The organism is Achromobacter aloeverae (genome assembly GCF_004121055.1).
GTDB lineage: Bacteria > Pseudomonadota > Gammaproteobacteria > Burkholderiales > Burkholderiaceae_B > Bordetella_C > Bordetella_C aloeverae.
Genome location: NZ_PYAL01000007.1, coordinates 168,836 through 192,027 on the forward strand (window position 1 = coordinate 168,836; position 23,192 = coordinate 192,027).

Genomic DNA, 23,192 nt, shown 5'->3' on the forward strand with positions numbered 1-23,192 from the left:
TCCGCGCATTACGTCCCGATCATTACTGCGTGCCGGCCGCCTTGCCGCTCGTGCGCTTGACCGAGTCCAGGCCCGTCTTGCGCACGGTCAGCTGCACGCCGTTGGACGACAGGTACTTCAACAGCTCGGCGGCTTCCTTGGGATGCGGCGCGTCCACCGGTATGCCCGCGGCGAAGCGCGTGACCGATTGCGCCTCCTCCGGAATGCGGCCAACGAAGGTCACTCCCTTGACCGGCAGCAGCTCGGCCACCTGCTGGAAGCCGATCTGGTACTTGCCCTCGGCCACCATCTCTGCCACCGGCGTCTTTTGCACGCGCGTCGACTTGGGCTTGAGCTGGTCCTCGATGCCCATCTTCTTGTACATCTCGTTCTCGATGTACACGCCGCTGGCGCTATCCGAATACGCCACGGACTGCGCGGCCAGCAGCGTCTTCTTGAAGGCCGCCATGGTGGAGATGTCCGGCTTGGGCTGTCCCTTGCGGACCACCATGCCGATGCGCGAGTCGGCCAGTTCCACGCGCGAGCCCGGAATCACCTTGCCCTGCTTGATCAGGTCGTCCAGCGCATAGCCCACCATGATGACGACGTCGAGCTTCTCGCCGCGCGCCAGGCGATTCGGAATCGCCTCGTCGGACTTGCCCATGGACGGCCCCAGCTGCGTCTTCAGCGTATTGCCGCTGGACTTGGCCCATTTGGGACCGAGGATCTTGTAGGCGGCGGTGAAGCCGCCCGATGTCACGACGCTGACTTCGGCGGCCTGGGCAGCCGTCGTGAAAACGGCGGCTGCCAGGGTGGCTCCCAGCAGGCCGGCGACCTTGGTCGACAGCAGGCGCGGATAAAGTTTCATGTAGGGATCTCCTCTTTCTATCGGCGTAAGCCGTGCTCGGTAAAAAACCGTGATTGTTGTAGTAGTACGGATTTATACACGCTCCCGGGGCTGGCGCGGGAGCGACGTATGCCGTGGTGTCGCGGGGTCGTGGCTCAGGGCCTGGCCGCGACGGCCTGGGCACTATGGACCTTCCCGCCCTTGCGATACACCGCCAGTGTGGCGCACAGGGCGCAGACGGCCGCGAAGGTCATCCAGTAGCCCGGCGCCGCCCGATCATTGGTGACGTGTATCAGGTAGGTGGAGATCTCCGGCGTGAAGCCGCCGAAGATGGCGGTGGCCAGGCTGTAGGCCAGCGAGAAACCGGCCACGCGCACCGACGCGGGCATGATCTCGGTCAGCGCCGGGATCATGGCGCCGTTATACATGCCGAAGATGAAGGACAGCCACAGCAGCACGCCCAGCATCTTGTGGAAGGTCGGCGCCTGGGCCAGGTAGGACAAGGCCGGATAGGCGGTGGCGATGGCCAGCACCGCGATTGCGATCAGCAAGGCCTTGCGACCGATCTTGTCCGACACCGCGCCGCCGATGGGCAGCCAGATGAAGTTGGAGATGCCGACGAAGAAAGTCACCGTCAGGCTGTCCTCCGTGCTCAGGCGCAGCACCGATTTGCCGAAGGTCGGGGCATAGACGGTGATCAGGTAGAAGGTGCAGGTGGTCAGCGCCACCATCAGCGCGCCGGCCAGCATCAAGCCCCAGTTGCGCAGCAGCGCGGTCCAGGACTCGCCCAGGGTCGGGCGGTGCTGCTGCTTCTGGAAAGCCTCCGTTTCCTGGAGGCTGCGGCGCAACACGAAGATGACGGGGATGATCATGCAGCCGACGAAGAACGGGACGCGCCAGCCCCAGGCCGAGATCGTGTCCTTGTCCATCCACTGGTCCAGGCCATAGCCCAACGCGGCGGCCACGATGATGGACACCTGCTGGCTGCCCGATTGCCATGCGGCGAAAAAGCCCTTGTGGCCCGGGGTGGCCATCTCGGACAGGTAGACCGACACGCCGCCCAGCTCCGCGCCGGCGGAAAAACCTTGCAGCAGGCGGCCCACCAGCACCAGCGCCGGGGCCAGCATGCCTATGGTCTGGTAGCCGGGGACGAAGGCGATCAGGACGGTGCCGCTGGCCATCAGCAGCAGCGTCACGATGAGCCCCTTGCGGCGCCCGACTTTATCGATATACGTCCCCAGGAAGACGGCGCCCAGCGGCCGCATCAGGAAACCGGCGCCGAATACGGCGAAGGTCTTCATCAGCGCGGCGAAATCGCTGGAGGAAGGGAAGAAGACGGCGGAAATCTGGGTGGCGTAGAAGCCGAAGAGGAAAAAGTCGAACTGTTCCAGGAAATTGCCTGCCGTCACGCGCAATACGGTTCGCATGAGTGCAAGAGGGGAACCGTGCGCCGTGTGGCGCGCGGGCTGCGTTGAAGCAGAAGGCTGCATGATGGTCGATCCTAAGGACATTCTCCGGCGGCGAGACAACGCGGCATGGCCTTGATGTTCTTCTCAGGCGCAGCGCGCAGGCCGGATAGTGAAGGTCGACGGTAAGGGTTTTTCCTGACTCGGGCATTAATGCGCGAGTCAGCCTGTCCTCGGGGTTCGTCCAGTATTGCCAAGTATGTACGCGCGCAATACCCCGGCTCGTACAAAACGCAGGCCGGCCCGACACTTAGCGTTGGAGGCCCAGCCGGCGCCGCATCATTTCCTGACAATTCAACTCCTAGATTTCTCCACAATCCGCCCGCCATCGAGGATCGGCGGACGGATGACGGCGGCGGCGCGTGCCGCACCGGCGGCCGCTGGCAAGCGCCCGTGCAGCCGGTGAACGCTTCAGCCGCCTGCCCGGTCCAGGGTACGGCGTACACGCGCGGCCAGTTGCGGAATGGTGAAGGGCTTTTCGAGCAAGGCCACGCCGGGCATCAGGGCGCCGTCGCTGACCAGGGCCTGGGAGGCATAGGCAGACGTGAAAATCACCGGCAGTTCCGGTCGCATCCTGTGCACCTGTTCGGCCATCTCGCGGCCGTTCATGCCGCCGGGCAGGCCGACATCGGAGAACACCAGGTTGATCTCGGCGTGCGCTTCGACCAGGCGCAGGGCCGACGGGCCATCGCCGGCTTCCAGCACGCGGTAACCCAGTTCGCGCAGCGCCTCGGTGGAAATGCGGCGCACATCGACATCGTCCTCCACCACCAGCACCGTCTCGCCGCCGGGCGACCGGCAATCGATGCCGCTGGCGGCGGCCAACGCCACGCCGGGGGCGTGGGCGCCCCGCGCGTCCCGCGGCAGGAGCAGATGCACGGCCACGCCCTGCCCCGCTTGCGACACCAGCTTCACGTGGCCGCCACTCTGCTTGACGAAGCCATACACCTGGCTCAGGCCCAGGCCGGTGCCATGGCCTTCCTTCTTGGTGGTGAAGAAGGGATCGAAGGCCTTCTCCAGCACATCGGGCGGCATGCCCGGGCCGGTGTCGCGGACGATCAGCTCGACATAATCGCCAGGGGTCTTTTCGGGATGCTGGCGGGTGTAGGCCTCGTCCAGGCTGCGATTGGATGTGGATATCGTCAGCCGTCCGCCGCCTTGCGGCGCCATCGCGTCGCGTGCATTGATGGCGAGATTGATCAGCGCGTTTTCCAGCTGGTTGGGGTCGACGTAGGCCGGCCACACCGAGGCCGCCAGCTCGGTCCGCAGCTCGATATGCGCGCCCAGCGTCTGGGTCAGCAGGCCGACCAGGCGCGTCGTCGTTTCGTTGGCGTCGACGGACTGGGGGGCGAGCGGCTGCTTGCGCGAGTAGGCCAGCAATCCCTTGGTCAGCCTGGCGCCGCGTTCCACGCCCTTGAGGGCATTGTCCAGCCAGCGCCGTTCCCGTTCGGAGCCGGCCACGCCCAAGGTGCGCTGCAAGGTCTGCAAATTGCCCTGCACGATCATCAGCACGTTGTTGAAGTCATGCGCCACGCCGCCGGTCAGCTGGCCGATGGATTCGATCTTCTGCGCCTGCCGCAGTTGCGCCTCCAGTTCCAGGCGCTGCGTGATATCGCGGCCGGTGCCGCAGATGCGGCCGTCCTCGGTCCGGACGAAGGTCCAGCTGACATTGCGGTTCGGCCTGCCGTCGGCCGTGAGCATTTCCAGGTCCACATCCTCCACGTAGGCCTGGCTGTCCAGCATGGCGCGCGCGGCTGCCGCCCGATCCTGGCTGCCCGGGGCCACCATGGACGCAAGGCGGCGATCCAGCAGGTCGGCATGGGACCAGCCCAGCATCTTGTGCCACGCGGGATTGCTGTGACGGATGTAGCCATTGCCATCGCAGATCGCCACCAGTTCATGCGCCAGGCGCCAGACCAGGTCGCGCTCCGCGGTGCGCGAGCGCACCATCGCCTCCAGCTCGGCATTCATGTCGACCAGGCCCTGCTCGGCCCGGGCCCGGGCCTGGCGCTGCTCGCGCTCGGCGAGCGCCCGCAAGATGGCGGAAGGCAGCCGTTCCTGCCGGTGCTTGATGATGTAGTCGGTCGCGCCGTGCTTGAGCGATTCGATGGCGACTTCCTCGCCCAGCGTGCCCGATACGAAGATGAAGGGCGTCTCCGGGCTCAGTTCGCGGGCGATGGCCAATGCGCCGAGGCCGTCGAAACCCGGCAGCACGTAGTCCGCGAGGATGACGCCATAGGACTTCTGGCGCAGCGCGGCGCGAAAGTCCGCTTCCTCCCAAACCCTGTCGATATGGCAGTTCAGGTTCGCGCGTTCGAGGCGGCGGTGCAGCAATTCCGCATCCAGATCACTATCTTCGAGCAGCAGGATATCGATCGCGACGGCATCGGTACTCACGCTTCGGTCACCTTCATGGGACCGACCCGCAACTGGCCGGGCGAGGGCTCGTTCAGGAGAGCCCAGAACATGCCAAGGCCGCGAATCGCCTCGAAGAACTCCTGGAAGTCCACGGGCTTGACGACAAAGGCGTTCACGCCCAGATCGTAGCTGCGCACCAGGTCGGACTCCTCGCGCGAGGCGGTCAGCATCACCACGGGCACATGCTTGACGGCCGGATTGCCCTTGATCGCCGCCAGCACCTCCAGGCCATCCATCTTGGGCAGCTTGAGGTCGAGCAGCACCACCGCGGGATCGTCGGCCGGCCGGCCGGCGTGCGTGCCGCGCCGCAACAGCCAGTCCAGGGCCTCGATACCATCGCGCGCGGTGACGACCTCGTTGGCGAGGCGGCTGCGCTCCAGCGCCACCAGCGTGAGTTCGAGGTCTTTGGGATTGTCCTCCACAAGGAGGATTTGCTTAAGCACCGACATTTTCGGCGGTCTCCCGATTGGGGATCGAAAAAAAGAAACTGGCGCCCTGGTCGACGGCGCCTTCAGCCCAGGCCGAGCCGCCATGGCGCTCGGCGATGCGTCGTACATTGGCCAGGCCGATGCCCGTGCCCTCGAAATCCTCCATGCGATGCAGCCTTTGGAAAACACCGAACAGCTTGCCGACATAAGCCATGTCGAAACCCACGCCGTTGTCCTCGACCTTGAAGACGGTGGCGGCGCGCGTGCGGGTCGCGCTCACGCTGATCTTAGCCACCTCGCGGCCCTTTGTGTACTTGATCGCATTGCTTAGGAAATTCTGGAAGACCTGCCGCAGCATGGTGGGGTCGGCCTGGACATGCCCAAGATGGCCGACATCGAACTCCACCCGGCGGCCACGCAATTCGGGTTGCAGCAAATGGCGGCACAGCGCCACCATGCGGTCCACGTCCACATCCTCGCGCGCCAGGCTCACGCGCCCGGCTTGCGAAAAACTCAGCAGTCCATCGACCAGTTTCCCGGCGGTGTGGGCGCTTTCGATGATGGTGTCGATATAACGGAGCGAGCGGCCGCCGGCGCCTGCTGCGCCTTCCCTGGCTGCCGCGGCGTCCTCTTTTGGCTGCAGCTCATCCTTAAGCAATTCGGCGTAGCCCACGATGTGGCGGAAAGGCGCGCGCAGATCGTGGGAGACCGAATACGAAAACGCCTCCAGTTCCCGATTGCTACGCCTCAGCTCATCAGTAAGGTCCGCCAGCTCCTCGGCCTTGCGCATGACAATGCCGATGATGGCGTTGCGCAGCAGCGCCGCCGTGTCCAGCTGCGGTTCGGTCCAGGGCGCCGACCGGTGGCGCACGGTTTCCTGCCAGCTTTCGAAGGACAGGCGCGGATGAAGCCGGCCGGCGCTGACCGTCTTGGCTTGCCGCGGATCGCCGCCCCAGCGCACGGTGCGCACCACTTCCGGGCGGAACCAGAGCACATAGCTGCGATGGACCTGCGAGATCTGCACCGCCAGCAAGCCGGCGACAGCACCCTCCCCGCCCGCCAGTTCCGCCATCCCGGGATAGGCCTCGGCCAGGCTGTCGGTGCTGTAGATGTCCCGGTCGCCGTGCGCCTCGGCCAGCCATGCCACCAGCGCGGCCACGCCGGCCTCGTCCGGCGCGGCGCCGACAGTGTGGCAGGCATCGTTGAGTACCACGGCGGCGCCGTGCGCGTCCACCAGGGAAAGGAAATCCTCCGGATGCCGGACCAGGCCCTGCACGAAGTGCTCTTCCCGTGCCATGGAGGCCAGCAGCCGCGCCTGCACGGCCTGCCGTTCGACGCGCTCCGCGGCATGCGAACTTCGAGTATGGGCCTCGATCTGCATGGCCATGATCTGGGCCAGGAAATCGCAGGCGGCCCGGACATGGTGCGGCACGGAGCGAGGCTGCGCATGATGCGCCGAAATCAGCCCCCACAAGCGCCCCTCCACCACGATGGATACGGAGAAGGACGAAGCCGTGCCCATATTGCGCATGTACTCGACATGGACGGGCGACACGCTGCGCAGCACCGCGTAGGACAGGTCCAGCGGCGGCAAGCCGGGACCCTCGCGATCGAGGATGGGCACCGGCGCGTAGGCGGCATCGGCGATCAGGCGCAGGCGATTCAAGCGGTAAAGTTCACGCGCCTGCGCGGGAATGTCGCTGGCGGGGAAACGCAGGTCGAAATACGAAGGCAGGCGGTCGTTGCGGTCCTCGCCCACCACGACGCCGTTGTATTGCGCGTCGAAGGCATAGACCAGGGCCCGGTCGAAGCCGGTCAATTCCCGGACGATGCGCGCCGTATTCTGGAAGAGCGCGGCCGGGGTGGGGTCTTGCTGCAAACTCTCGATGGCCGCCCGCATGTCCGGGTAGAGCAAGTCCAGCGATCCCTTGAAGGCGGGGTCGATGAATTCGCACTCGATGACGCGCTCGTCGCCCGACACATGGGAGGTGACGAGATAATGACCGGTCGTGAACGCCGCGATGCCGTGGGTGCGGGACAGCCGCGGCTGGGGTTCGTGCGCCAGGATATCCGTCAGCAGCACGGCCGGCAGCAGCCCCGTGGCGTCGAGCGGGCGTCCAAGCAGGTCCCCAGCGTCGACGCCGGTGCATGAACCGGCATTGGCGCTGGCACGCAGTACCTCCGTGCTCTTCCTATCGATCGTAAGAAGGAAGCCCTGTGGCTGGATATGTCCGGGGACGCGTATGGGTTCTTGATCGCAGGCGGGCGGGTCTGTCGTCATTGAGAGGGGAGAAACGGAGGATATCGTCCGATTATATATACGCTCCCTTGCCCACCTTGCCGCCCCGGCAAGCCCCATGAAGGATGACACTTCCCGGCGGCCGCGGATGGCCGCCGGGAAGTGTCGCGGTCAGAACTTGATGCTGGCGCTCAGGCTGAACGTGCGCGGATCGCCCGCCTTGACGTAGTCCGCCGACTGGTACAACCAATAGCGCTTGTCGGCCACGTTGTTGATGCCGGCGCGGAAGGTGGTGTCGTAGCCATGAATACGGGTGTCGTAGGTGGCGCCGATGTTGAAGATGGTGTAGTCGTCCACCTTGACATTGTTGGACGCGCCCAGCATCGCCGATCCCGTGTACTTGGCGTCGGCACGCAGCTTCAGTCCCGGCACGCCGGGCACGGCGTAGGCGATCTGCGCCGCGGCGGTCCAGCGCGGCGCGCCGGCCACGCGATTGCCCACGTAGTCCGATCCCTTGCGGTATTCCGTATCCAGGAACATCAGGCTGCCGCCCACCGTCCAGTCGCGCCCCAGGCGCCTGGACCCCGCCAGCTCCACCCCCTGATACAGCGACTCGCCGTTCTGCACCAGTTCGTTGCTGGCGTTGGTGTACTCGGATTTCTTTTCGATGCGGAACACGGCTGCCGTGGCGGCCCAGTCTTCCTGGCCGGTCTTGATACCCACCTCGTACTGCTTGCTCTTGAGCGGGTCGAGCAGCGCGCCGTAGTTGGCGTAGGTGATGCCGACCGAGGAACCGGGCTCCAGCGCCTCCATGTAGCTGGCGTAGGCCATGGTACGCGGCGAGAACTTGTACATCAGCGCGACGGTCGGCGCCGGCACGCCGTCCTTGCTGTAGCTGGATGTTTCCGCGCCCGTGGTGGAGAAACCGCGCTGGCTGTAGTCGGTGTAGCGCACGCCCGCCAGCAGGGACCAGGGGCCGCCGAGGTCCATGGTGTCGCTGGCGAACAGCGACTTCTGCGTGATCTCCGCCGCGCGATAGAGGTCCAGGCCGCCATCGCTGTAATAGGCGTTGGTGTTCTGGCTGTACAGGTTGCCGATACCCGCGGGGAAATAGACGCCATCGACGCTGTAGTCGTTCTTCTGCTTGGACCATGACGCGCCCAGCACCAGCTGGTGATTGACCGCGCCCGTGCGCACGCGGCCCTGCACCATGCCTTGCCACTGGTTGTAGGCATAGGCTTCGCCGTAGTCGGACAAATAATCCTCGTAGTCGCCCGCCTGGTTCTGGAGGAACAGCACGGACTCGTTGCGGCGCGTGCGGGTGGAGCTGTAGCTGTAGTTGGTGCTGAACGTCCAATCCGAATTCAGGGCGTATTTCAGGCCCGTCGAGTAATAGCGGAACTCGTTCTCGGCGTACTGCCCCTTGGCGTTGAGGGTCTGGTCGTTGTTGCGCAGGGGGCTGGGCAGGCGGTTGCCGGTCAGTTGCGCGGCATAGATGGTCGGTTCCTGGTCATGCGCGTCGCGGTTCTGCACGAGCGTCTGGAAATCCCAGGTCAGGCGATCGGACAGCCGCGCGTCCAGCGCCAGCGACAAGGAGTTGCGGTTCAGGCGGCCGTCGTTGTACGTATTGCCGTTTTCATGCGTGGCGTTCAGGCGGTAGCCGATGGCGCCGCTCTCGCCCACGCGCCCGCCCAGGTCGACGTGTTCGCGCAGCAGGCCCTTGGATACGTAGCCGATGTCCATGCTGCGCAAGGGCTCGTCGGTCGGCTTCTTGGTGACGTAGTTGATCAGGCCGCCGGGGGAGCCGAAGCCATACATGAAGGCCGTGGCGCCCTTGAGCAGGTCGACCTGCTCGAAATGCTCGTAGGGCAGCAGGGTCACGTAGCTGATGAAGGGGTTGCCGTCGATACGGTAGGAGTTCTGCCAGTCGAGCGGCAGGCCGCGCACGGTCAGGTAGCTGGCCCAGGCGCCGTAGGAGGAGCTGTTGTCGGTCACCGACGCATCCAGCGCGAAGACGTCGCCCAGTTTATTGACCTGGCGGTCGCTGATGTCCTGCGCGGTCACCACCGTGCTGGAGAACGGCGTTTCCAGCACGCTGCGCTGGCCCAGCGCGCCATTGTTCACGGGTGCGTCGACGTGCAGCACGCTTGGGTCCTCCACTACGCCGGTGACGGTGACCGTGGGCAGGGTCGTCGAGGCGCCGGCGGATGCGGGGGACTGCCGTTGATCGGTCTCCTGGACCGCGTCCTGGGCCTGGGCCTGCTGCATGGCCACGGACACGGAAGCCAGTCCCAGGATGGCCGCCACTAATGGACGGGTGGAAGATGGACGGGTAGAGGAAAAGGGCCATCTGGCCCCGTGCTGCGTGCGTGAACGGACGTGGCGTGCCACGGTAGACCTCCCGGAGTTTCATTATTTATGAATTAATATTGAGACTCAATATCAAATAAGAATGATACCGATTTGTATCTGTTAAACAAAACGAAAGAATTGTGCAGGCCGGCGGTGTGGTGTCCGGCCCACGGCGAGCGAGGAGCGGGGTGCTACCATCGCCCCGCTCTGCCTCCATGACGACGTTGCCCTCATGACGACACCATCCGCCGCAACGCCGACGCTGGCGCCCGTCCCCGCCATGGCCACGGCCGCCGACATCTGGCGCGCCATCCAGGCCCATATCGCCGCGGGCACGCCCGCCGCCGCCGGCCCCCTGCTGCATGCCTACGCCGCCACTGCCCCCACCGATGCCGGCACCTGCAACGCCGTGGTCGCTACGTTCTCGCATTGCGGCCTGGCCGCTGAGTCCCTGCCCTATGCCGAACGCACCGTCGCCCTGCACCCGCGCAATGCCATCGCGCGCAGCAATCTGTGCGAGCTGCTGCGCCGGGCCGGGCGCATGGACGAGGCGGTCGACCATGGCCGCCATGCGGTCGGCCTGGACCCGGCGCTGGCCACCGGCCACTACCATCTGGGCATGGCCTGCCACGAGACACTGCGCATGGATGACGCCATCGCCCATCTGCGCCAGGCCGTCGCGCTGGATCCGGCCTTTGCCCAGGCGCATTTCGAATTGGCGGAGGCCCTGCTGCTGACGGGGCAATTCAAGGAAGGCTGGCGGGAGTACGAGTGGCGCTATGCCATGCGGCACGTCAAGCCGCTGCTGCCGCCGGACCATGCCTTGCCGGCGTGGGACGGCAGCCCCTTGCCCGACCGCACGCTGCTGCTGGTCTGCGACCAGGGCTATGGCGACGTCATCCAGTTCTGCCGCTATATCGAGCACCTGGTGGCGCATTGCCCCCATCTGGTGGTGGCCGCCAGCCCGCCGGTGCTGCCGCTGGTGCGGCAACAATCTTCCAGGCCGCGCTATTTCTCGCACTGGCAGGATGCGGGACACGCCGACTGCCATATCCCGCTAAGCAGCCTGCCGCGCATCTTCAACGCGGGACCGGGGCCTATCCCCCTGCGCATTCCCTATATCCGGGCCGAGGCGGCGCACGCCGCGGCCTGGCGCGAACGGCTGGACCAGGCGGCGCCGAACGCGCCGCGGCGCCGCATCGGCGTGGCCTGGGCCGGTCGTCCCGAGCACGACAACGATGCCCGCCGTTCGCTGACGCTGGCACAGCTGGCGCCGCTGGCCGCCCTGCCGGACACGACGCTGGTCAGCCTGCAGGTGGGCGCCGCGCGCGAGCAGGTGCGGCAGTATCGCGGCCGCGCGCCGCTGCTGGATGTCGGCGGATTGCTGACCGACTATGCCGAGACCGCGGCCGTCATGGCGGGTCTGGACCACGTCGTCTGCGTCGACACGTCGGTCGCTCACCTGGCCGGCGCCATGGGCGTGCCGGCATCGGTGCTACTGCCCTATGCGCCCGACTGGCGCTGGATGCTGGGCCGCGCCGACAGCCCCTGGTATCCGAGCCTGCGCCTGTATCGCCAGGGGCAGCCCTGCGACTGGAGCGGCGTGGTGGAAGCGGTGGCGACGAACCTGCACGCGCGGGCCGCCTCCGCATAGGCCGCGGCATTGGCCGCCACGACGGCGCCCCGCATAAGCCGCCGGGAGGAACGAACGCGGCCACCGGGCCGGATCTACTCAGCAATTCGTTACAAGATCTCCTGCTCTTCGCCGTCGCCGGGGCGCGGCGCCCGGGCAAGAGACAAATCCCGTAACGAATTGCCGGACGACGCCGGGCTGGAGAGATTGTCCCCCTATCCGCGGCTCGGATAAGATCCCCCGGCACCTCGGCGGGCCGCGGCACGGCCGCCGTTCTGCCGCGCCACGCTCGCGCCCTGGCGGCCGCGGCGCCCCCTCCCGGATGACGGACACCCCATTCATGGCCAAGGACACCGCGCAAGACGGACGCGAAATCGAAGTATTGGGCACCTGCATGACGCAGCCCGCCATCGACGCCCGGCACGAGCACGACATCCCGCCGGCGCTGGTCTGGTCGTACGCCCAGGAAGAGGCGTTGATCGGCGTCAGCGAGCAGCATGCGCAGGACCAGTGCTACCGCCTGCTGCCGGACGCCGAGGACCGCGCGCGCCGCATCGCGGCCCGATATGCCGGCTTGTATTTCAAGAGCGCCAGGAAATCGCTCGGCAAGGTGCAGTTCTATTGGCCCGCGCTGGCCGCCTTCGTGGTCAAGGACATTGCCGAGGCTTACCGCTTCGACCGCGAAGGCGTGCTGGAAGGCGGCTGGGACACGGCCGCGCGCACGTCGCTGGTCCCCAGCCTGGTCTCCGAGGGATTGTCGGGCGCGTCACCCTATGCGCATGCGATGCGCGTCTACGCGGCGCTCGCCAAGGGCAACCTGTGGCTCTACATGGATATCTATCCGTGGCTGTATTTCTTCATGCGCTTCGGCATGAACAAGGACGGCAGCCTGAACGAAGCGCGGCTGCGGGACCACGTCACCAAGCGCAAGTCCACCGAATACCAGCAGCAGTCGCGGGCGGCCGTCGAGCAGTTGCCGTTCGGCCGGCCCTGGCTGGGCCGACAGCAGGCGCGCCAGGCCAAGGACGCCGTCTACGAGCGCGCCTCGCGGTATTTCAACACGCCGCCCGTGTGGGCCGGCATGGACGGCGGCTATGGCGCGCACGCGGCCGCCGCCTCCCAGGCGCACAATCACATCAAGGCCAACATCGCCAGCTACGACGACAACTACCTGCTGCCCGTTTCCAAGTACTGGAGCAAGATCCGCGAGGCGTTCTACGTCATGGACGAGGCGCGCAGGGAACTGACGCGCATCGCCCAGGATGGCGCCGCGCTGGAGCGGCTGGAGAAGGTCGCCCAGTTCCCGGTGACCGGCGAGATACAGAAAACCTACGAGTACCTGATCTCCGAGGCCAGGGAAAGCCGGCCCGCCGCGAAAGCGGCGATCCAGCTGAATGAACTGAAGATCATCGCCGTGCAGGAGCAGCTCAATATCCTGCAGCCGCTGATCTACGACGACAAGAAGCTCAAGGAAACGATGGACATGAACCATCGGTTCGCGCGCATGAGCCAGGGCTTGATGACCACCAAATACCGCGTCATCTACAGCGCCGCGCCCACCACCGACGACCCTGAGCTGCAAACCGTATTCGACCCGCCCTCCGGCTTCTGGAGCGGCGCCTGGGATGGCATCAGGAACAGGCAGCAAAGCCTGCCGAATCCCGATGACCGGATGAAATACGTCGAGCAGATCGCCAGGGACTTCCATAGATTGATGCAGACCAGACGCAGCTACATGGATCGAGAATTGAGGACGATCTGGGGCTGGGGCGACGAGAACAAGGATGAATAGGCGGGTCTTTCTACGCAAGGGAGCGCTGGGCGCCGGCCTGGCGGCACTTTCCACCCTCACTCATTTCAAGGCCAAGGGCGCACAAATGTCTGAAATCCGTTTCGACCTGGGCAGGAACATCGTCGAGACCGCCAAGCATTCCGGCGTGCCGGCTTTCCAGAGCAGCAATGTCGATGGGCTGGTCTCCTACAGCGTCAACGACGTGCCGCCGCAAGTGACGGCCGTCTATACCCGTCCGGGCTACGAGATCCGCTGGCAGCAGTTGTTCGCCTTCACCTTGCGCGCCGACAAGAAGCGGTCGCCCGATGTGTTCGTGGAATCCGCCACGCTGCAGCACCGCGCGGACTTCAAGAGCCACGCCGAAGCCCAGGCGTTTGTCATGCGGACGCTGGAGCAGTTCAAGCAGGGAAAATGGAAACGCGCCTTTCCCGGCGACGGCGCCAGGCTCACCGGCCGCTCCTCCCTGCTCGACGAAAATGGCAAGGTCGACGGCCACGCATCCAGTCCCGACCCCTACTACGAGATGTCGCCGGAAGACTGGCAGGCGCTGATGTATCTCGGCGCGCAGTGGTATTGGTCCGGCGACGGCATCCTCGCCACGCTGGACGTCTCCACGACTGGCGCGAAGGCCGATGGCACGCCCCATTACAGCGTCGCCCTGGACTTCGATATCGAAAAGATCCAGCAGGAAATCCTGCAGCGCAACGTCGAGTACGAGAACAGGCAGCAGGCGGGATATGGCGTGGACATTGCCGCGCGCGACAAGAAGATCCGGGAAGAGCAGGAAGCCCGCAACAGGCGCCTGGAGGAGAACGCCATCAAGCGCGGCGACAAGGTGCTGCCGAAGTCGTCGTGACGCGGGATCATCCGTCTTGGGATGTAAGCCAGATACCGCGGCGCGGCGATGACAGCGGGCGCGCCGGGCGTGACGCCCATGGCGCGACGCAGCATGACAGCTTGCGTCCCCGACCTGACAGCAAGACGTCAGGCCAGGGCATGCGTTTTGCTCGATGATGAGGGTTCCGCGCGAGCGCGGCGTCATCGAGGAGAACCAACATGATCAGGAATCTGATGGTGGCATTGCTGGCGGCGCTGGCCCTGACCGCCTGCAACAAATCCGACGACAAGTCCGCTTCGGGCGGTTCCACGCCGCCGGCGGGCCTGTCACAGTTGGGCGGCCATACCGGTCCCAACAGCAAGTAGGGGTGCGAGGGGGCGACGCAGCGCGGAGCGGCGCCCCGCGATGACGCCACTGGATGACGCCCACCGGCGATGCCACCGAGCGACGCGCCTCACAGCTTGGCGAGGTCCTCCGCATAGGATTTGCGCAAGGCCCGCAAGGTGTCGCCCAGCTTGTCGCGCTGGCTGGCCAACGTGCCGATGGCGTTTTCCGAATCGGCCATCATCTGCAGATAACGGCGGCCCAGTTCGCTGTCCTGCGGCACCGCGCCCAGGTTCTCGCGCAGGCGTCCCTGGTCGTCGTTGCGCGCGGACAGCTTCTGTTCCAGGTCGGCCAGCGACTGCTCCGCTTCCGCGACCTTGGCCCGGGCCTGGGCCAGCTGCTTGAGCTTGGCCGCCAGCGTCGGGTCGGCCGGCGCGTTGGACCATGCCAGCAGGGCCTGCGCGTCGGCGTCGGCCAGCGCATAGGTGGACGCGCCCGGACGCTCGTCGACCACATCCACCTTGGTGGTGGCGCCCGCCGCTACCTGCACGCGCAGCCGCTGGTGCGTCGGCGTGGCGGAATCCAGCTGCTCCGATTTGGTGGTCCAGCCCGACAGGCGCGGATGCTCGATGACGAGCGTGCGCGGCGCATCGGGCGCGCCCTTGATGGTGTAGGTGGTCACGCGGCGCGACACGGTCTCCGCGCGCAGCATGCCCTGGCTCACGGACACCTTGACCGTGCGCTGTTCGGGCTTCGTCTCGGTCGAGACCTCCACCTTGCGGTCGGCGGCGAAACTGGCCAGCCGCTGTTCGTTCACGGGCAGCGCGGGCAACTGCGCATCGCCCACGAAACCCGTGTCGGCGTCATAGACGGTGAGTATGCCCGTGGGCAGTGAAACGCCCGCGGCGTTCTTCAACATGACCGCCGAAACGGGATAGCGGCTGCCCAGTTCAGGCTGGTAGACCGCCAGGCGCTCGGCCGGCACGTCGGCGTCGACGAAAGGCAGGGACAGCGTCTGCCCACGCGGCAGGCTCACCGGATGCGGCAGGTGAAAGCTGACGCTCACCAGGTTTTCCTGGGCCACGGGCCCGGCGACGGCGCCCGCGACCGGGGCCGGCGCAATGGCCGCATCCATCATCGGCGCTGGCGCCGGAGGAGCGATCGGCCGGGGCGCCATCATGCGCCGCTCCGCCATGGCCGCCTTGGCTGCCGGCGCATACTCCTGCACCACGGCTTCGTCGTCGGTGCGCGGCCGGTCCGCCGCGCCCGCCACCAGGGGCAGGTCGGGTCGCTCGCGCCAATAGCGGTCATGCAGTTTTTGCGTCAGGGTCACGGGCGCGCCCGAGGTCAGCGTCAGGTCGACGTTGTTCCAGTCTTCGCCCGTGGCGTTTTCAAGCACCGCCCAGCCCTGCAGGCGGGCCTTGCCCGACTTGTCCAGGATCAGCCGGAAGGCCGGTTTCCATACGGGGGCGGCGCTGACGTATTCCAGCCCCAGCTGGCGCGCGCCGCTGCCCTTCACCGCGATGGCGACATTGCGATAGCGCTCGGCGCCCGCGCGGCCCAGGGCGGCCACCGCGGCGGCGAAGCGGTCGCGCATGCCGTCATCCAGCACCTCGACCGACGTGTCCGCGCCCAGGCGCAGGGTGTCGATGCGGCGTTCCGCCGTCAAGACCGACAGCGTGCTTTGCGGCAAGGTCGTGTCGCCCTGCTTGCCGTCCACCGTCTGCGTGCCGAGCACGGCGCCCTCGATGGTGCGTCCGCCCGAAGTGGCCCGCACGCGCGTCCCCGGCATTTGCCGCAGCAGGTCTGGCAGCGCGCCCAGCAGGCCTGCATCGAAAGGCAGTTGCGCGAAGGCCTCGTCCACCGGCGCGGGGCCGTCCAGCGTGACCGATTCCAGGGCGCCGGCGGGATCGCGCACCAGCAGGCTTTTCAGGACATCGTCGATCTGCGCGGCCGGCACGTTGATGCGCACCACGCCATCGCCATCCACCCGCACCTGGCGATGCACCTGCGCCACGCCCCCCGAGGACAGGGTAATGCGGTCGATGGGAGCCGCCGTCGTCTGCGCCAGCAGCGGCGCGGCGGGGGCCAGGAACAGGGCGACAGCCAGGGGAGACAGCGCTGCGGAGGGCATGGGCAAGTCCTAGGGGCGAAAAGGAGAATGACTGTAGCGGAAATCCCCGCGCGCGAGCAGACGCCTGCTGGCTACAAAACTTTACGGCGTGGCCGGCGCGGATTCATGCGGACCTGCGTACTGGGCCGCGCGGCTGGCGATGAAGGCACGGCTGGCGCGTGGCTCCAGCCCATGCTCGCCGCGGACCACGAACAGCGCCGCCAGCCCCTGCGCATTGGCCATGCGCAGGCCGGCCTCCGCGCCCAGCACGGTCAAGGCGGTCGCCCATGCATCGGCGTGCATGCAGCTGTCGTGCAATACCGTGACCGATGCGGTGCCGTTGTCGATGGGTCGACCGCTGCGCGGGTCCAGCGTATGGGAGTGGCGCTTGCCGTCATGCTGGAAATAGCGCCGGTAGTCGCCCGACGTGGCAATGGCCTGGCGATCCAGCACCACATGGTCGGCATGGCCGCCGCCATCGGGCCACTCGATGGCGACGCGCCACGGCAGGCCATCGGGACGCAGCCCCTGCGCGCGCAGCTCGCCGCCAACTTCGAGCAGGAAATCGCCCACGCCCAGCGCCAGCAAGGCGCGCGCGCCGCAATCCACGCCGTAGCCCTTGGCGATGGAGGAAAAGTCCAGCAGCACGCCGCCGTCCTGCCATGCGTGGCTGCCGTCGCGGCGCACGCGCGCCCAGCCGCAGCGCGCCCGCGCCGCGTCGATGGCGGCGGCGCCGGGGGGCTCGTAGGCGCGCTGGCGCGGGCCGAATCCCCATGCGCTCACCAGCGCGCCTATCGTGGGATCGTAGGCGCCGCCGGTCAACCGCGCGACCGCCAGCCCGCAGTCCAGCACGTCCAGCATCCGAGCCGGCAAGGCCTGCCAGCCCACTTCCGCGCGGTTGTAGCGCGTGATGGCGGTGCCCTCTTCCCAATGGCTCATCTGCGCCACGACGTCGTCCAGCGCGGACTGGATGGCGCGCCGCGCCACGGACTCCGCCACGCCGACCGGCAGCACGAGCCGGGCTGACCAGGTGGTGCCCATGGTGGCGCCCGCCAGGGCGCACGGCAGGCCGCCCACGCGCGCATAGCGCACCGTGGCCGGCGCCATGATGGCGGCGGGCAGGGCCCGGGGACGATACGAGACGGACAGAGAGGCCACGGACGTTAGGACGTTAGGACATTCGGACATTCGGACATCGGGACATCAGGCCATTACTGGGCCAGCACCTCGAGGGTGCCCGAGTACGACAGCCGGCGCTTGGTGGCACGCGGCACCGTGGTCTTGTCATCCTCCAGGGACGCCTCGACCCAATACATGCCCGGATGCGGCCACTTCACCTGGAACGCGCCATCCTGGCCCGTCTTCAGCTTGATCTCGTCGAGCTTGTCGCGATAGCGGCTGCCGCCCGGCACCACGTTCACGTCCAGCCCGGCGGCGGGCTTGCCGTCTATCCGCATCACGAAGGTGGCGGATTCCCCCGCGTAAAGGTCGTTGGGATGGGTCACCGGCACCAGCTCCATGCCCTTGCCGACGGGCTGGACCTTGCCGGGCTTGCCGGCGGTGACGAAGGTTTCGACGCGGCCCATGACCTGGTTGATGCCCAGCTCCTGCGCGTTGGCGGGAATCTTGTCCAGGCCATCCGCCTTGCCGAACAGGCGCTTGACCTTGCCATCCTCCTTCCAGTGGGCGAACACGCCGTCGTTCACCACGGCCACGCGATACGTGCCCTGTTGCTTGAGCTGCAGGTCGAAGGTGCTGCGCAACTTGCCGCGGGCCTGGTTCTCCGCCTCGGCGGCGCTGCCGTCCGGCGCGACGATGGCCAGGTTGTCCAGGCGCATCGGCGCGTGGTTGAAATAGAACTTGTCGTTGCCTACCGCGGCATCGACCGTCACCCAGTTCTGCTCGCCCGACAGCACGGTCGACGAGGGCAGCAGCCACATATCGTGGGCGTGCGCGGCGCCCGGCAGGGACAGGCCGGGCAGGGTCAAGGCCAGGATGGCGGCGATACGGTTTGCGTGCTTCATCGGGGATTCCTCCAGGCGATCGGATTTCGGAATGCGGTTCAAGGCGCGGCGCTGACGACGATGGCGCCCAGCTCGTGTTCGCCGCGCTGGGTGGACTGGGCCGGCTGGGCGGGCGGCCACTCGAAAGGCACGCGCACCAGTTCACGGCCGCCGACTTCGCGCGCGGCCTCCACCACCAGGCCGTAATGGCCGGGCTTGAGCGCCGCCAGCGCGGGCGACTTGCCGTCCAGGCGCAAGGCCTGGACGCCGGCCGGGCGGGTGGCGCCGCTGACGCCGTCCACCGGGAACTGCTGGTTGCGCCCGCTGCGGCGCCACCACTGGCGCAGGTCCTTGAGCCATTCGGTGCCTTCGTTATTGCGCTTGGCGACGTCGTACCAGACCGCGATGTCGGCCGCCACGCTCTGGTCGGCGTTCTCGATCCAGATGGCGACATAGGGCCGGTGATACTCCGCCACGTCCAGCCGCGGAATTTCCACGCTGACGTTGAGTTCGGCGCCATGGGCCACGCGCGTGATCGCGCCGGCCAGGATGGCGGTGAGTAGCAGTTTGCGCATGCGGTCGCTCCAGGAAAGGTCAGGATGGGTCAGTGGATGAAGAAGAGGGCCAGCAGGACGGGGACGAGCAGGCCCACCCCTACGGTGGGCCAGGTGCCCAGGCGCCGGCCGGCATGCAGCTTCAACAGCAGCAGCCCCGTCAGCGTGAACACCAGGCAGGCCACGGCGCAGGCGTCGATGAACCAGCTCCAGGCCACGCCGGTGCGGCGGCCCTTGTGCAGGTCGTTGAAATAGGCGATCCAGCCCCGGTCCGTGGACTCGTACTCGACCGCGCCGCTTGCCAGGTCCAGCGACACCCAGGCATCGCCGCCGGCGCGCGGCAAGGAGACGTAGATTTCATCCGGCGACCACTCGGCCAGCCGGCCGGCCGCATCGATGCCCATGCGGTCGGACAGCCATGCCAGCGCGGCGGGGGGCAGGCCGGCCCTGCCCTGGCCATTTCGGCCACGGCGCGACGTTCCGGCGTCCCGCGCTGCCGCGGCGGCGCCGGCAGCCTGCATGCGCACGAGCGATTCGCGCACGTCCGCGGGCAGTTCCGCATGTAGCGTGGTCACGCGCGGCTTGGCTTCGATCAGGGCCGCGTTGTTCAGCGTCAGGCCGGTCAGCGCGAACAGCATCATGCCCGCCAGGCACAGGGCGGCGCTGACCCAGTGCCACTGGTGCAGGGTCTTGAGCCAATACGCGCGGCGCGAGGGAGATTTATTCATCTGAGTGTCAGCCAAAACAGCCGGCATTCTAGATGATGAGAATCAATCTCACTAATAAAATCAGGCGAGCGCGCGGCCCGAGTCTGTTTCAGTCCGTTTCGAAGCTGGGATTCTGGGCGGCCGAAGGCGGACGGGTCATTGGAGTGATGCCGAGGGGCCTTCCGGCCCACTTCGACACTCCAACCCTATCCAACCATTTGATAAAAATGGCATTCCCGGCCATGGACACGACGGGTGAGCAGCCCGATGAGCGGGCGTCGGTGGCATCACCGCGGGTAAACCGGTCAGGCCATGGGCGCGTGCCCTGGCGACTAGCGCGAGGCCCGCAGGAAGTTCACGCCATGCCCAAGCTGGCAGCGGTAGGTGGTCTTGATCTTGATCGGCTTGTCCGAGGCGCTGCCGCGCTTCGCCATATGGAGCTTGACGATGCCATCGGGCGTCAGGCGATAGCGAAGGTATTCGGTCACGGCCTCGTATTCGCCCGAGCCGGTGGTGGTCTCGTGCAAGGTTTCGTGCGTGTCCGAGAAGGCGATGGTCTGGTCCCGCGTCACCAGGAAGCTGCCGATGCGCATGCCGCCACGCACGGATGGTCCCGCGCGGCCGTCGGCCTCGCCACGGCAGGTGGCCAGGTCGACCGTGACGGTCACGGGCTGGCCTTTCATCAGGGCGCCCAACACCGCCTGGTAGCTATTGAGGCCGTGTCCCCCCTTGGGGTCCGTGGGTCTGGCGTCGGTGGGTTTGGCGTCAGCGGGTTTGGCGTCAGTGGATCTGGCATCAGTGGACCTGCCGTCGGTGGGTCTGATGTCGGTGGGTCTGACGTCGGTGGATCTGGCATCAGTGGATCTGGCATCAGCGGACCTGCCGTCGGTGGATCTGGCGTCAGCGGGCCTGGCTTCCGGGGCCTTGAGGTTCGCGGAAGCGGCAGCGGCGCCCGGCTCTGGCCAGGCAGGCGCGGCAGGCGTGGCGCCGGCGGCGGCGACGGCCGGCGCATCCACGGCGACCAGCGCGGCGGTCAGCATCTGCATCCCGCTCTCGGGGGTGATCATGACAGCCCGCGCCGGCGTGGCGGGCACGGCGGCCAGCGCCGTGGCCATGGCGGCTAGCCCCGCGGCGGCCCGCCGGGCGCCCCGCTTCCCCGCGGCAGGTCCGCGATCCCCGTGCGGACGCCCCTGCGCATGCATATGCGGATACGGATGCGGATGCGGATGGACGGTTATTTGCTGTTCCATGAAAGCGTCTCCTCTGGCAAACCGGGTCGGTGTCCGTTTCCCCAGCGATGGTTCCAGCACATCGCCGCGCACCCGCTGCCGGAAACCGGACGCCGGCGCCCGCGCTGGCGATGGCCGGAGGAGGGTCGACGGCGCCCTACTTCCGCCGGCGGCCTCGCTGGCCGCTATGATGGCGCGCATGATTCCCGTCGCCCTGCCTTCCGCGTCCTTCCTCCTCCTGATGGCGGCCTCCTTTTGCGCCCTGGCCGGGCTCGCCTGCTGGCTGGGGCTGCTGGCGGTCGCCAGGGGAAGCCGGCGCGCGTTTCGCGCGGCGCCCATCAAGCACGGCGCGGCGTTCGCGGTGGTGACCTTGTTGAGCGCGCCCGCGCTGTCGTTTCTTTATTACAGCTGGCAAATCGACCGCGAATTCGCCCGCCAGCAGGCGGCGCGGCGGATGACACTGGCGCAGGCCGCGCGCATAGGCGCCATCGAGATGCCGGCGGGGACGCGCCTGGTGCTGGCACGCGCCGGAGCGCCCGAGACCTTCACCGCCGCCGATTTTCCACGACCCGTCGCCGTCGGCGGGATGCAAGCCACGCGAGTAACGCGGGAACTCACGGACGAGTACGACGATACGTCCCATGAGGTCGCGACGACCTATCCCACCGCGCTGGCGGCGACCGGCGCCGGCACGCAGCAGGTGGACGGCTGGCGCTGCGATGCGTCCCGCGCGGTGACGTTCGACACCGCGCGGGACGGCACGCCCACGGCATTGGCGCACTGCGTATTGGCGACGGGCAACGTGGCGAGCATGCCGCCGGGCCGCGATGGCTTCCCGGCGATCGCGCTGCCGGCAGGCGCCGAGCTGCGCGCGACGACCGGCACCCGGTACGTCGACGGCTACACGGACGCGGACCGCTGGGACATCCAGCCACCGGCAGGCACGGTGTTGCGGGTGGCCGGGCTGGCGGTCCTGGACCCGCTGGTCCGGCTCGACGGCGAGCGGCGCTACTACGAACTGCCGTCGGGCAGCCTGCCTTGCAGCCTGGACCTGGGCGAAATGCACTACCCCGCCGGCACGCAGGTTCGCTCCGCGCCGCGCAACTGGCGCGGGCCGCACCCGGATGCCTGGGTTTTTTCCCCGTCGGACGGCGCGTCCGCGCGGTGGGATGGGCATGCGGATGTCGATGGCACGCAGTCCGTGGTGCAGGCGCCGGATGGCAAGGTGCTGGCGGTCGCCGCCAGCGCGGCGGTGGGGGTCTATCGCTATCCCGAAGTGACCTTCGGGGACGCGCCGGCCCGGCCGCCCGCGGTGCAATGCCCCATCGCGGACGGCTGACGGCGGCGGTCAGCCTTCGGCGGGCTTGGTCCGCGTGGTCTTGCGAGCGGGTTTCGCGGGGGTCTTGCGGGCGCCGGAGGTGGCCTTGCCGCCCGCCTTCGTCGCGGGCTTTGCGGCCTCGCGCGGTGGTATCGCGGGCACCACCATGGGTTCGAGCCAGGACAGGACGTCCACGTAGGCCAGGAAGTGCTGCAGATAGCCGGGCGCCAGTTCACGCATCAAGGTAAGGGACCGATGCACGAGGTGGCTGGAGTTCAGGGGGCCGGCGTTGTCAGGCACCTGGAATTGCGACTCCTGCACGCGCATCGACGCGCTCACGCGCGACCAGAGCTGCTGGAATTCGTCGAGCAGCGGCAGCTCGGGATAGTGCGTGGTCCAGGACAACGCGGTTTTGTTGCCGGCGGCGTGGGCGACCAGTTCATCGCGCAACAGGGCCAGGGCCGTCGGGGCGACGGCGGCGTCCTTGCCATGCGCCGTGTTTCCGACGATCGCGCGGTTTCCAACGATTGCGTTGTTTCCGGCGGCGGTCGCGTTTTTGGCGATCGCGGCGTTTTCGGCGGCTGCGATGTTTGTGACGCCCTCGGCATTTGTGACGGCGGGAGCGCTCGCGGAGGCCGGCGCGTCTCCGGCGGCCGCTGTCGCGGCTCCGCCGGCCTTTTCGATGCGTGCCGCGTAAGCTTCCACCAGCGCCGCCAGGCGCGCGTCCAGGCGCTGCCGCGCTTCGCCTTCCTGCGCCGCGGCGCGGCGGGCTAGCCCTTCCATGAAGACGAAGGAGACCGTATCCAGCCGCGCCCAGCCCTGCTCGCGCCAGGCAGTCAGCAATGCCTGGACCGAGGACTGCCCGCTGGCCGGGTCAGCGCTCATGGGCTCGGGCTTCATGCCGGCGCCGGTCATCACGGCGTGCCGGCCTTGCCAGCCGATACGGCCCGCG

Annotated in this window: 18 protein-coding genes; 5 read left to right on the top strand and 13 right to left on the bottom strand. The window is 67.4% G+C overall.

What is annotated here, in order from left to right:
• Positions 1 to 22 precede the first annotated feature (22 nt).
• The 6 genes from C7R54_RS22205 to C7R54_RS22230 form a co-directional block, all read right to left on the bottom strand.
• Entirely contained in the window at positions 23 to 847 is an 825-nt protein-coding gene (locus C7R54_RS22205; RefSeq protein WP_129152636.1) for a substrate-binding domain-containing protein, read from the bottom strand.
• A gap of 134 nt (positions 848 to 981) precedes the next feature.
• Positions 982 to 2,316 carry an MFS transporter gene (gene tcuC, locus C7R54_RS22210; protein WP_129152638.1) on the bottom strand — a complete coding sequence of 445 codons (1,335 nt, stop codon included), beginning with the start codon at positions 2,314 to 2,316 and terminating at the stop codon, positions 982 to 984.
• 387 nt (positions 2,317 to 2,703) lie between these two features.
• Positions 2,704 to 4,689: a hybrid sensor histidine kinase/response regulator gene (locus C7R54_RS22215; RefSeq protein WP_129152640.1), complete on the bottom strand. Its 1,986-nt coding sequence runs from the start codon at positions 4,687 to 4,689 to the stop codon at positions 2,704 to 2,706.
• Positions 4,686 to 5,153 (bottom strand): response regulator, encoded by a 468-nt coding sequence (locus C7R54_RS22220; RefSeq protein WP_204524377.1) that lies wholly within the window; start codon positions 5,151 to 5,153, stop codon positions 4,686 to 4,688. Before C7R54_RS22220 ends, C7R54_RS22215 begins: the two co-directional genes overlap by 4 nt.
• Positions 5,146 to 7,419, bottom strand: a complete 2,274-nt coding sequence (locus C7R54_RS22225; protein ID WP_129152645.1) for an ATP-binding protein — start codon at positions 7,417 to 7,419, stop codon at positions 5,146 to 5,148. The genes C7R54_RS22220 and C7R54_RS22225 overlap by 8 nt, the downstream gene beginning before the upstream one ends.
• 129 nt (positions 7,420 to 7,548) lie before the next feature.
• Positions 7,549 to 9,645: a TonB-dependent siderophore receptor gene (locus C7R54_RS22230; protein WP_129153144.1), complete on the bottom strand. Its 2,097-nt coding sequence runs from the start codon at positions 9,643 to 9,645 to the stop codon at positions 7,549 to 7,551.
• Between the two features lie 316 nt (positions 9,646 to 9,961).
• On the opposite strand from C7R54_RS22230, the gene C7R54_RS22235 reads away from it, so the two are divergent.
• From C7R54_RS22235 to C7R54_RS28910, 4 genes are all read left to right on the top strand, one after another.
• Positions 9,962 to 11,383, top strand: a complete 1,422-nt coding sequence (locus tag C7R54_RS22235) for a tetratricopeptide repeat protein (protein WP_129152647.1) — start codon at positions 9,962 to 9,964, stop codon at positions 11,381 to 11,383.
• Between the two features lie 319 nt (positions 11,384 to 11,702).
• Positions 11,703 to 13,154, top strand: coding sequence for a DUF2515 family protein (locus tag C7R54_RS22240; protein ID WP_129152649.1), 1,452 nt, complete (start codon positions 11,703 to 11,705; stop codon positions 13,152 to 13,154).
• Positions 13,147 to 14,010, top strand: a complete 864-nt coding sequence (locus tag C7R54_RS22245) for a hypothetical protein (RefSeq protein WP_129152651.1) — start codon at positions 13,147 to 13,149, stop codon at positions 14,008 to 14,010. The genes C7R54_RS22240 and C7R54_RS22245 overlap by 8 nt, the downstream gene beginning before the upstream one ends.
• Positions 14,011 to 14,210: 200 nt before the next feature.
• Positions 14,211 to 14,357: a hypothetical protein gene (locus tag C7R54_RS28910; protein WP_158021260.1), complete on the top strand. Its 147-nt coding sequence runs from the start codon at positions 14,211 to 14,213 to the stop codon at positions 14,355 to 14,357.
• An 89-nt stretch (positions 14,358 to 14,446) separates the two neighbouring features.
• On the opposite strand, the gene C7R54_RS22250 is transcribed toward C7R54_RS28910, so the two are convergent.
• The 6 genes from C7R54_RS22250 to C7R54_RS22275 all read right to left on the bottom strand — a co-directional run bounded on the left by C7R54_RS22250 (position 14,447) and on the right by C7R54_RS22275 (position 20,943).
• Entirely contained in the window at positions 14,447 to 16,450 is a 2,004-nt protein-coding gene (locus C7R54_RS22250) for a DUF4139 domain-containing protein (protein ID WP_129152653.1), read from the bottom strand.
• An 81-nt stretch (positions 16,451 to 16,531) separates the two neighbouring features.
• On the bottom strand, positions 16,532 to 17,536 hold the full coding sequence (locus tag C7R54_RS22255) for an FAD:protein FMN transferase (protein WP_129153145.1): 1,005 nt from the start codon (positions 17,534 to 17,536) through the stop codon (positions 16,532 to 16,534).
• Positions 17,537 to 17,640: 104 nt separating this feature from the next.
• Positions 17,641 to 18,453 carry a DUF4198 domain-containing protein gene (locus C7R54_RS22260; RefSeq protein WP_129152655.1) on the bottom strand — a complete coding sequence of 271 codons (813 nt, stop codon included), beginning with the start codon at positions 18,451 to 18,453 and terminating at the stop codon, positions 17,641 to 17,643.
• Positions 18,454 to 18,491: 38 nt separating this feature from the next.
• Entirely contained in the window at positions 18,492 to 19,007 is a 516-nt protein-coding gene (locus C7R54_RS22265; RefSeq protein WP_129152657.1) for a DUF2271 domain-containing protein, read from the bottom strand.
• A 29-nt stretch (positions 19,008 to 19,036) separates the two neighbouring features.
• Positions 19,037 to 19,714 (bottom strand): PepSY-associated TM helix domain-containing protein, encoded by a 678-nt coding sequence (locus C7R54_RS22270; RefSeq protein WP_129152659.1) that lies wholly within the window; start codon positions 19,712 to 19,714, stop codon positions 19,037 to 19,039.
• A gap of 311 nt (positions 19,715 to 20,025) precedes the next feature.
• Complete coding sequence (locus C7R54_RS22275; protein WP_158021261.1) at positions 20,026 to 20,943, bottom strand: VirK family protein; 918 nt, start codon at positions 20,941 to 20,943, stop codon at positions 20,026 to 20,028.
• 178 nt (positions 20,944 to 21,121) lie between these two features.
• Between C7R54_RS22275 and C7R54_RS22280 the strand changes: the two genes are divergently transcribed.
• Positions 21,122 to 22,261: a hypothetical protein gene (locus tag C7R54_RS22280; RefSeq protein ID WP_158021262.1), complete on the top strand. Its 1,140-nt coding sequence runs from the start codon at positions 21,122 to 21,124 to the stop codon at positions 22,259 to 22,261.
• 9 nt (positions 22,262 to 22,270) lie between these two features.
• Here the strand turns inward: C7R54_RS22280 and C7R54_RS22285 are convergent, their stop codons facing one another.
• Entirely contained in the window at positions 22,271 to 23,155 is an 885-nt protein-coding gene (locus tag C7R54_RS22285) for a DUF2894 domain-containing protein (RefSeq protein WP_129152665.1), read from the bottom strand.
• Positions 23,156 to 23,192 lie beyond the last annotated feature (37 nt).

Coding starts and splice junctions, on each gene's coding strand:
- C7R54_RS22205 (WP_129152636.1), bottom strand. CDS start 847: ATGAAACTTTATCCGCGCCTGCTGTCGACCAAGGTCGCCGGCCTGCTG.
- tcuC (WP_129152638.1), bottom strand. CDS start 2,316: ATGCAGCCTTCTGCTTCAACGCAGCCCGCGCGCCACACGGCGCACGGT.
- C7R54_RS22225 (WP_129152645.1), bottom strand. CDS start 7,419: ATGACGACAGACCCGCCCGCCTGCGATCAAGAACCCATACGCGTCCCC.
- C7R54_RS22230 (WP_129153144.1), bottom strand. CDS start 9,645: ATGCAGCAGGCCCAGGCCCAGGACGCGGTCCAGGAGACCGATCAACGG.
- C7R54_RS22235 (WP_129152647.1), top strand. CDS start 9,962: ATGACGACACCATCCGCCGCAACGCCGACGCTGGCGCCCGTCCCCGCC.
- C7R54_RS22240 (WP_129152649.1), top strand. CDS start 11,703: ATGGCCAAGGACACCGCGCAAGACGGACGCGAAATCGAAGTATTGGGC.
- C7R54_RS22245 (WP_129152651.1), top strand. CDS start 13,147: ATGAATAGGCGGGTCTTTCTACGCAAGGGAGCGCTGGGCGCCGGCCTG.
- C7R54_RS28910 (WP_158021260.1), top strand. CDS start 14,211: ATGATCAGGAATCTGATGGTGGCATTGCTGGCGGCGCTGGCCCTGACC.
- C7R54_RS22250 (WP_129152653.1), bottom strand. CDS start 16,450: ATGCCCTCCGCAGCGCTGTCTCCCCTGGCTGTCGCCCTGTTCCTGGCC.
- C7R54_RS22255 (WP_129153145.1), bottom strand. CDS start 17,536: ATGGCGCCGGCCACGGTGCGCTATGCGCGCGTGGGCGGCCTGCCGTGC.
- C7R54_RS22260 (WP_129152655.1), bottom strand. CDS start 18,453: ATGAAGCACGCAAACCGTATCGCCGCCATCCTGGCCTTGACCCTGCCC.
- C7R54_RS22265 (WP_129152657.1), bottom strand. CDS start 19,007: ATGCGCAAACTGCTACTCACCGCCATCCTGGCCGGCGCGATCACGCGC.
- C7R54_RS22270 (WP_129152659.1), bottom strand. CDS start 19,714: ATGAATAAATCTCCCTCGCGCCGCGCGTATTGGCTCAAGACCCTGCAC.
- C7R54_RS22275 (WP_158021261.1), bottom strand. CDS start 20,943: ATGGAACAGCAAATAACCGTCCATCCGCATCCGCATCCGTATCCGCAT.
- C7R54_RS22280 (WP_158021262.1), top strand. CDS start 21,122: ATGATTCCCGTCGCCCTGCCTTCCGCGTCCTTCCTCCTCCTGATGGCG.
- C7R54_RS22285 (WP_129152665.1), bottom strand. CDS start 23,155: ATGACCGGCGCCGGCATGAAGCCCGAGCCCATGAGCGCTGACCCGGCC.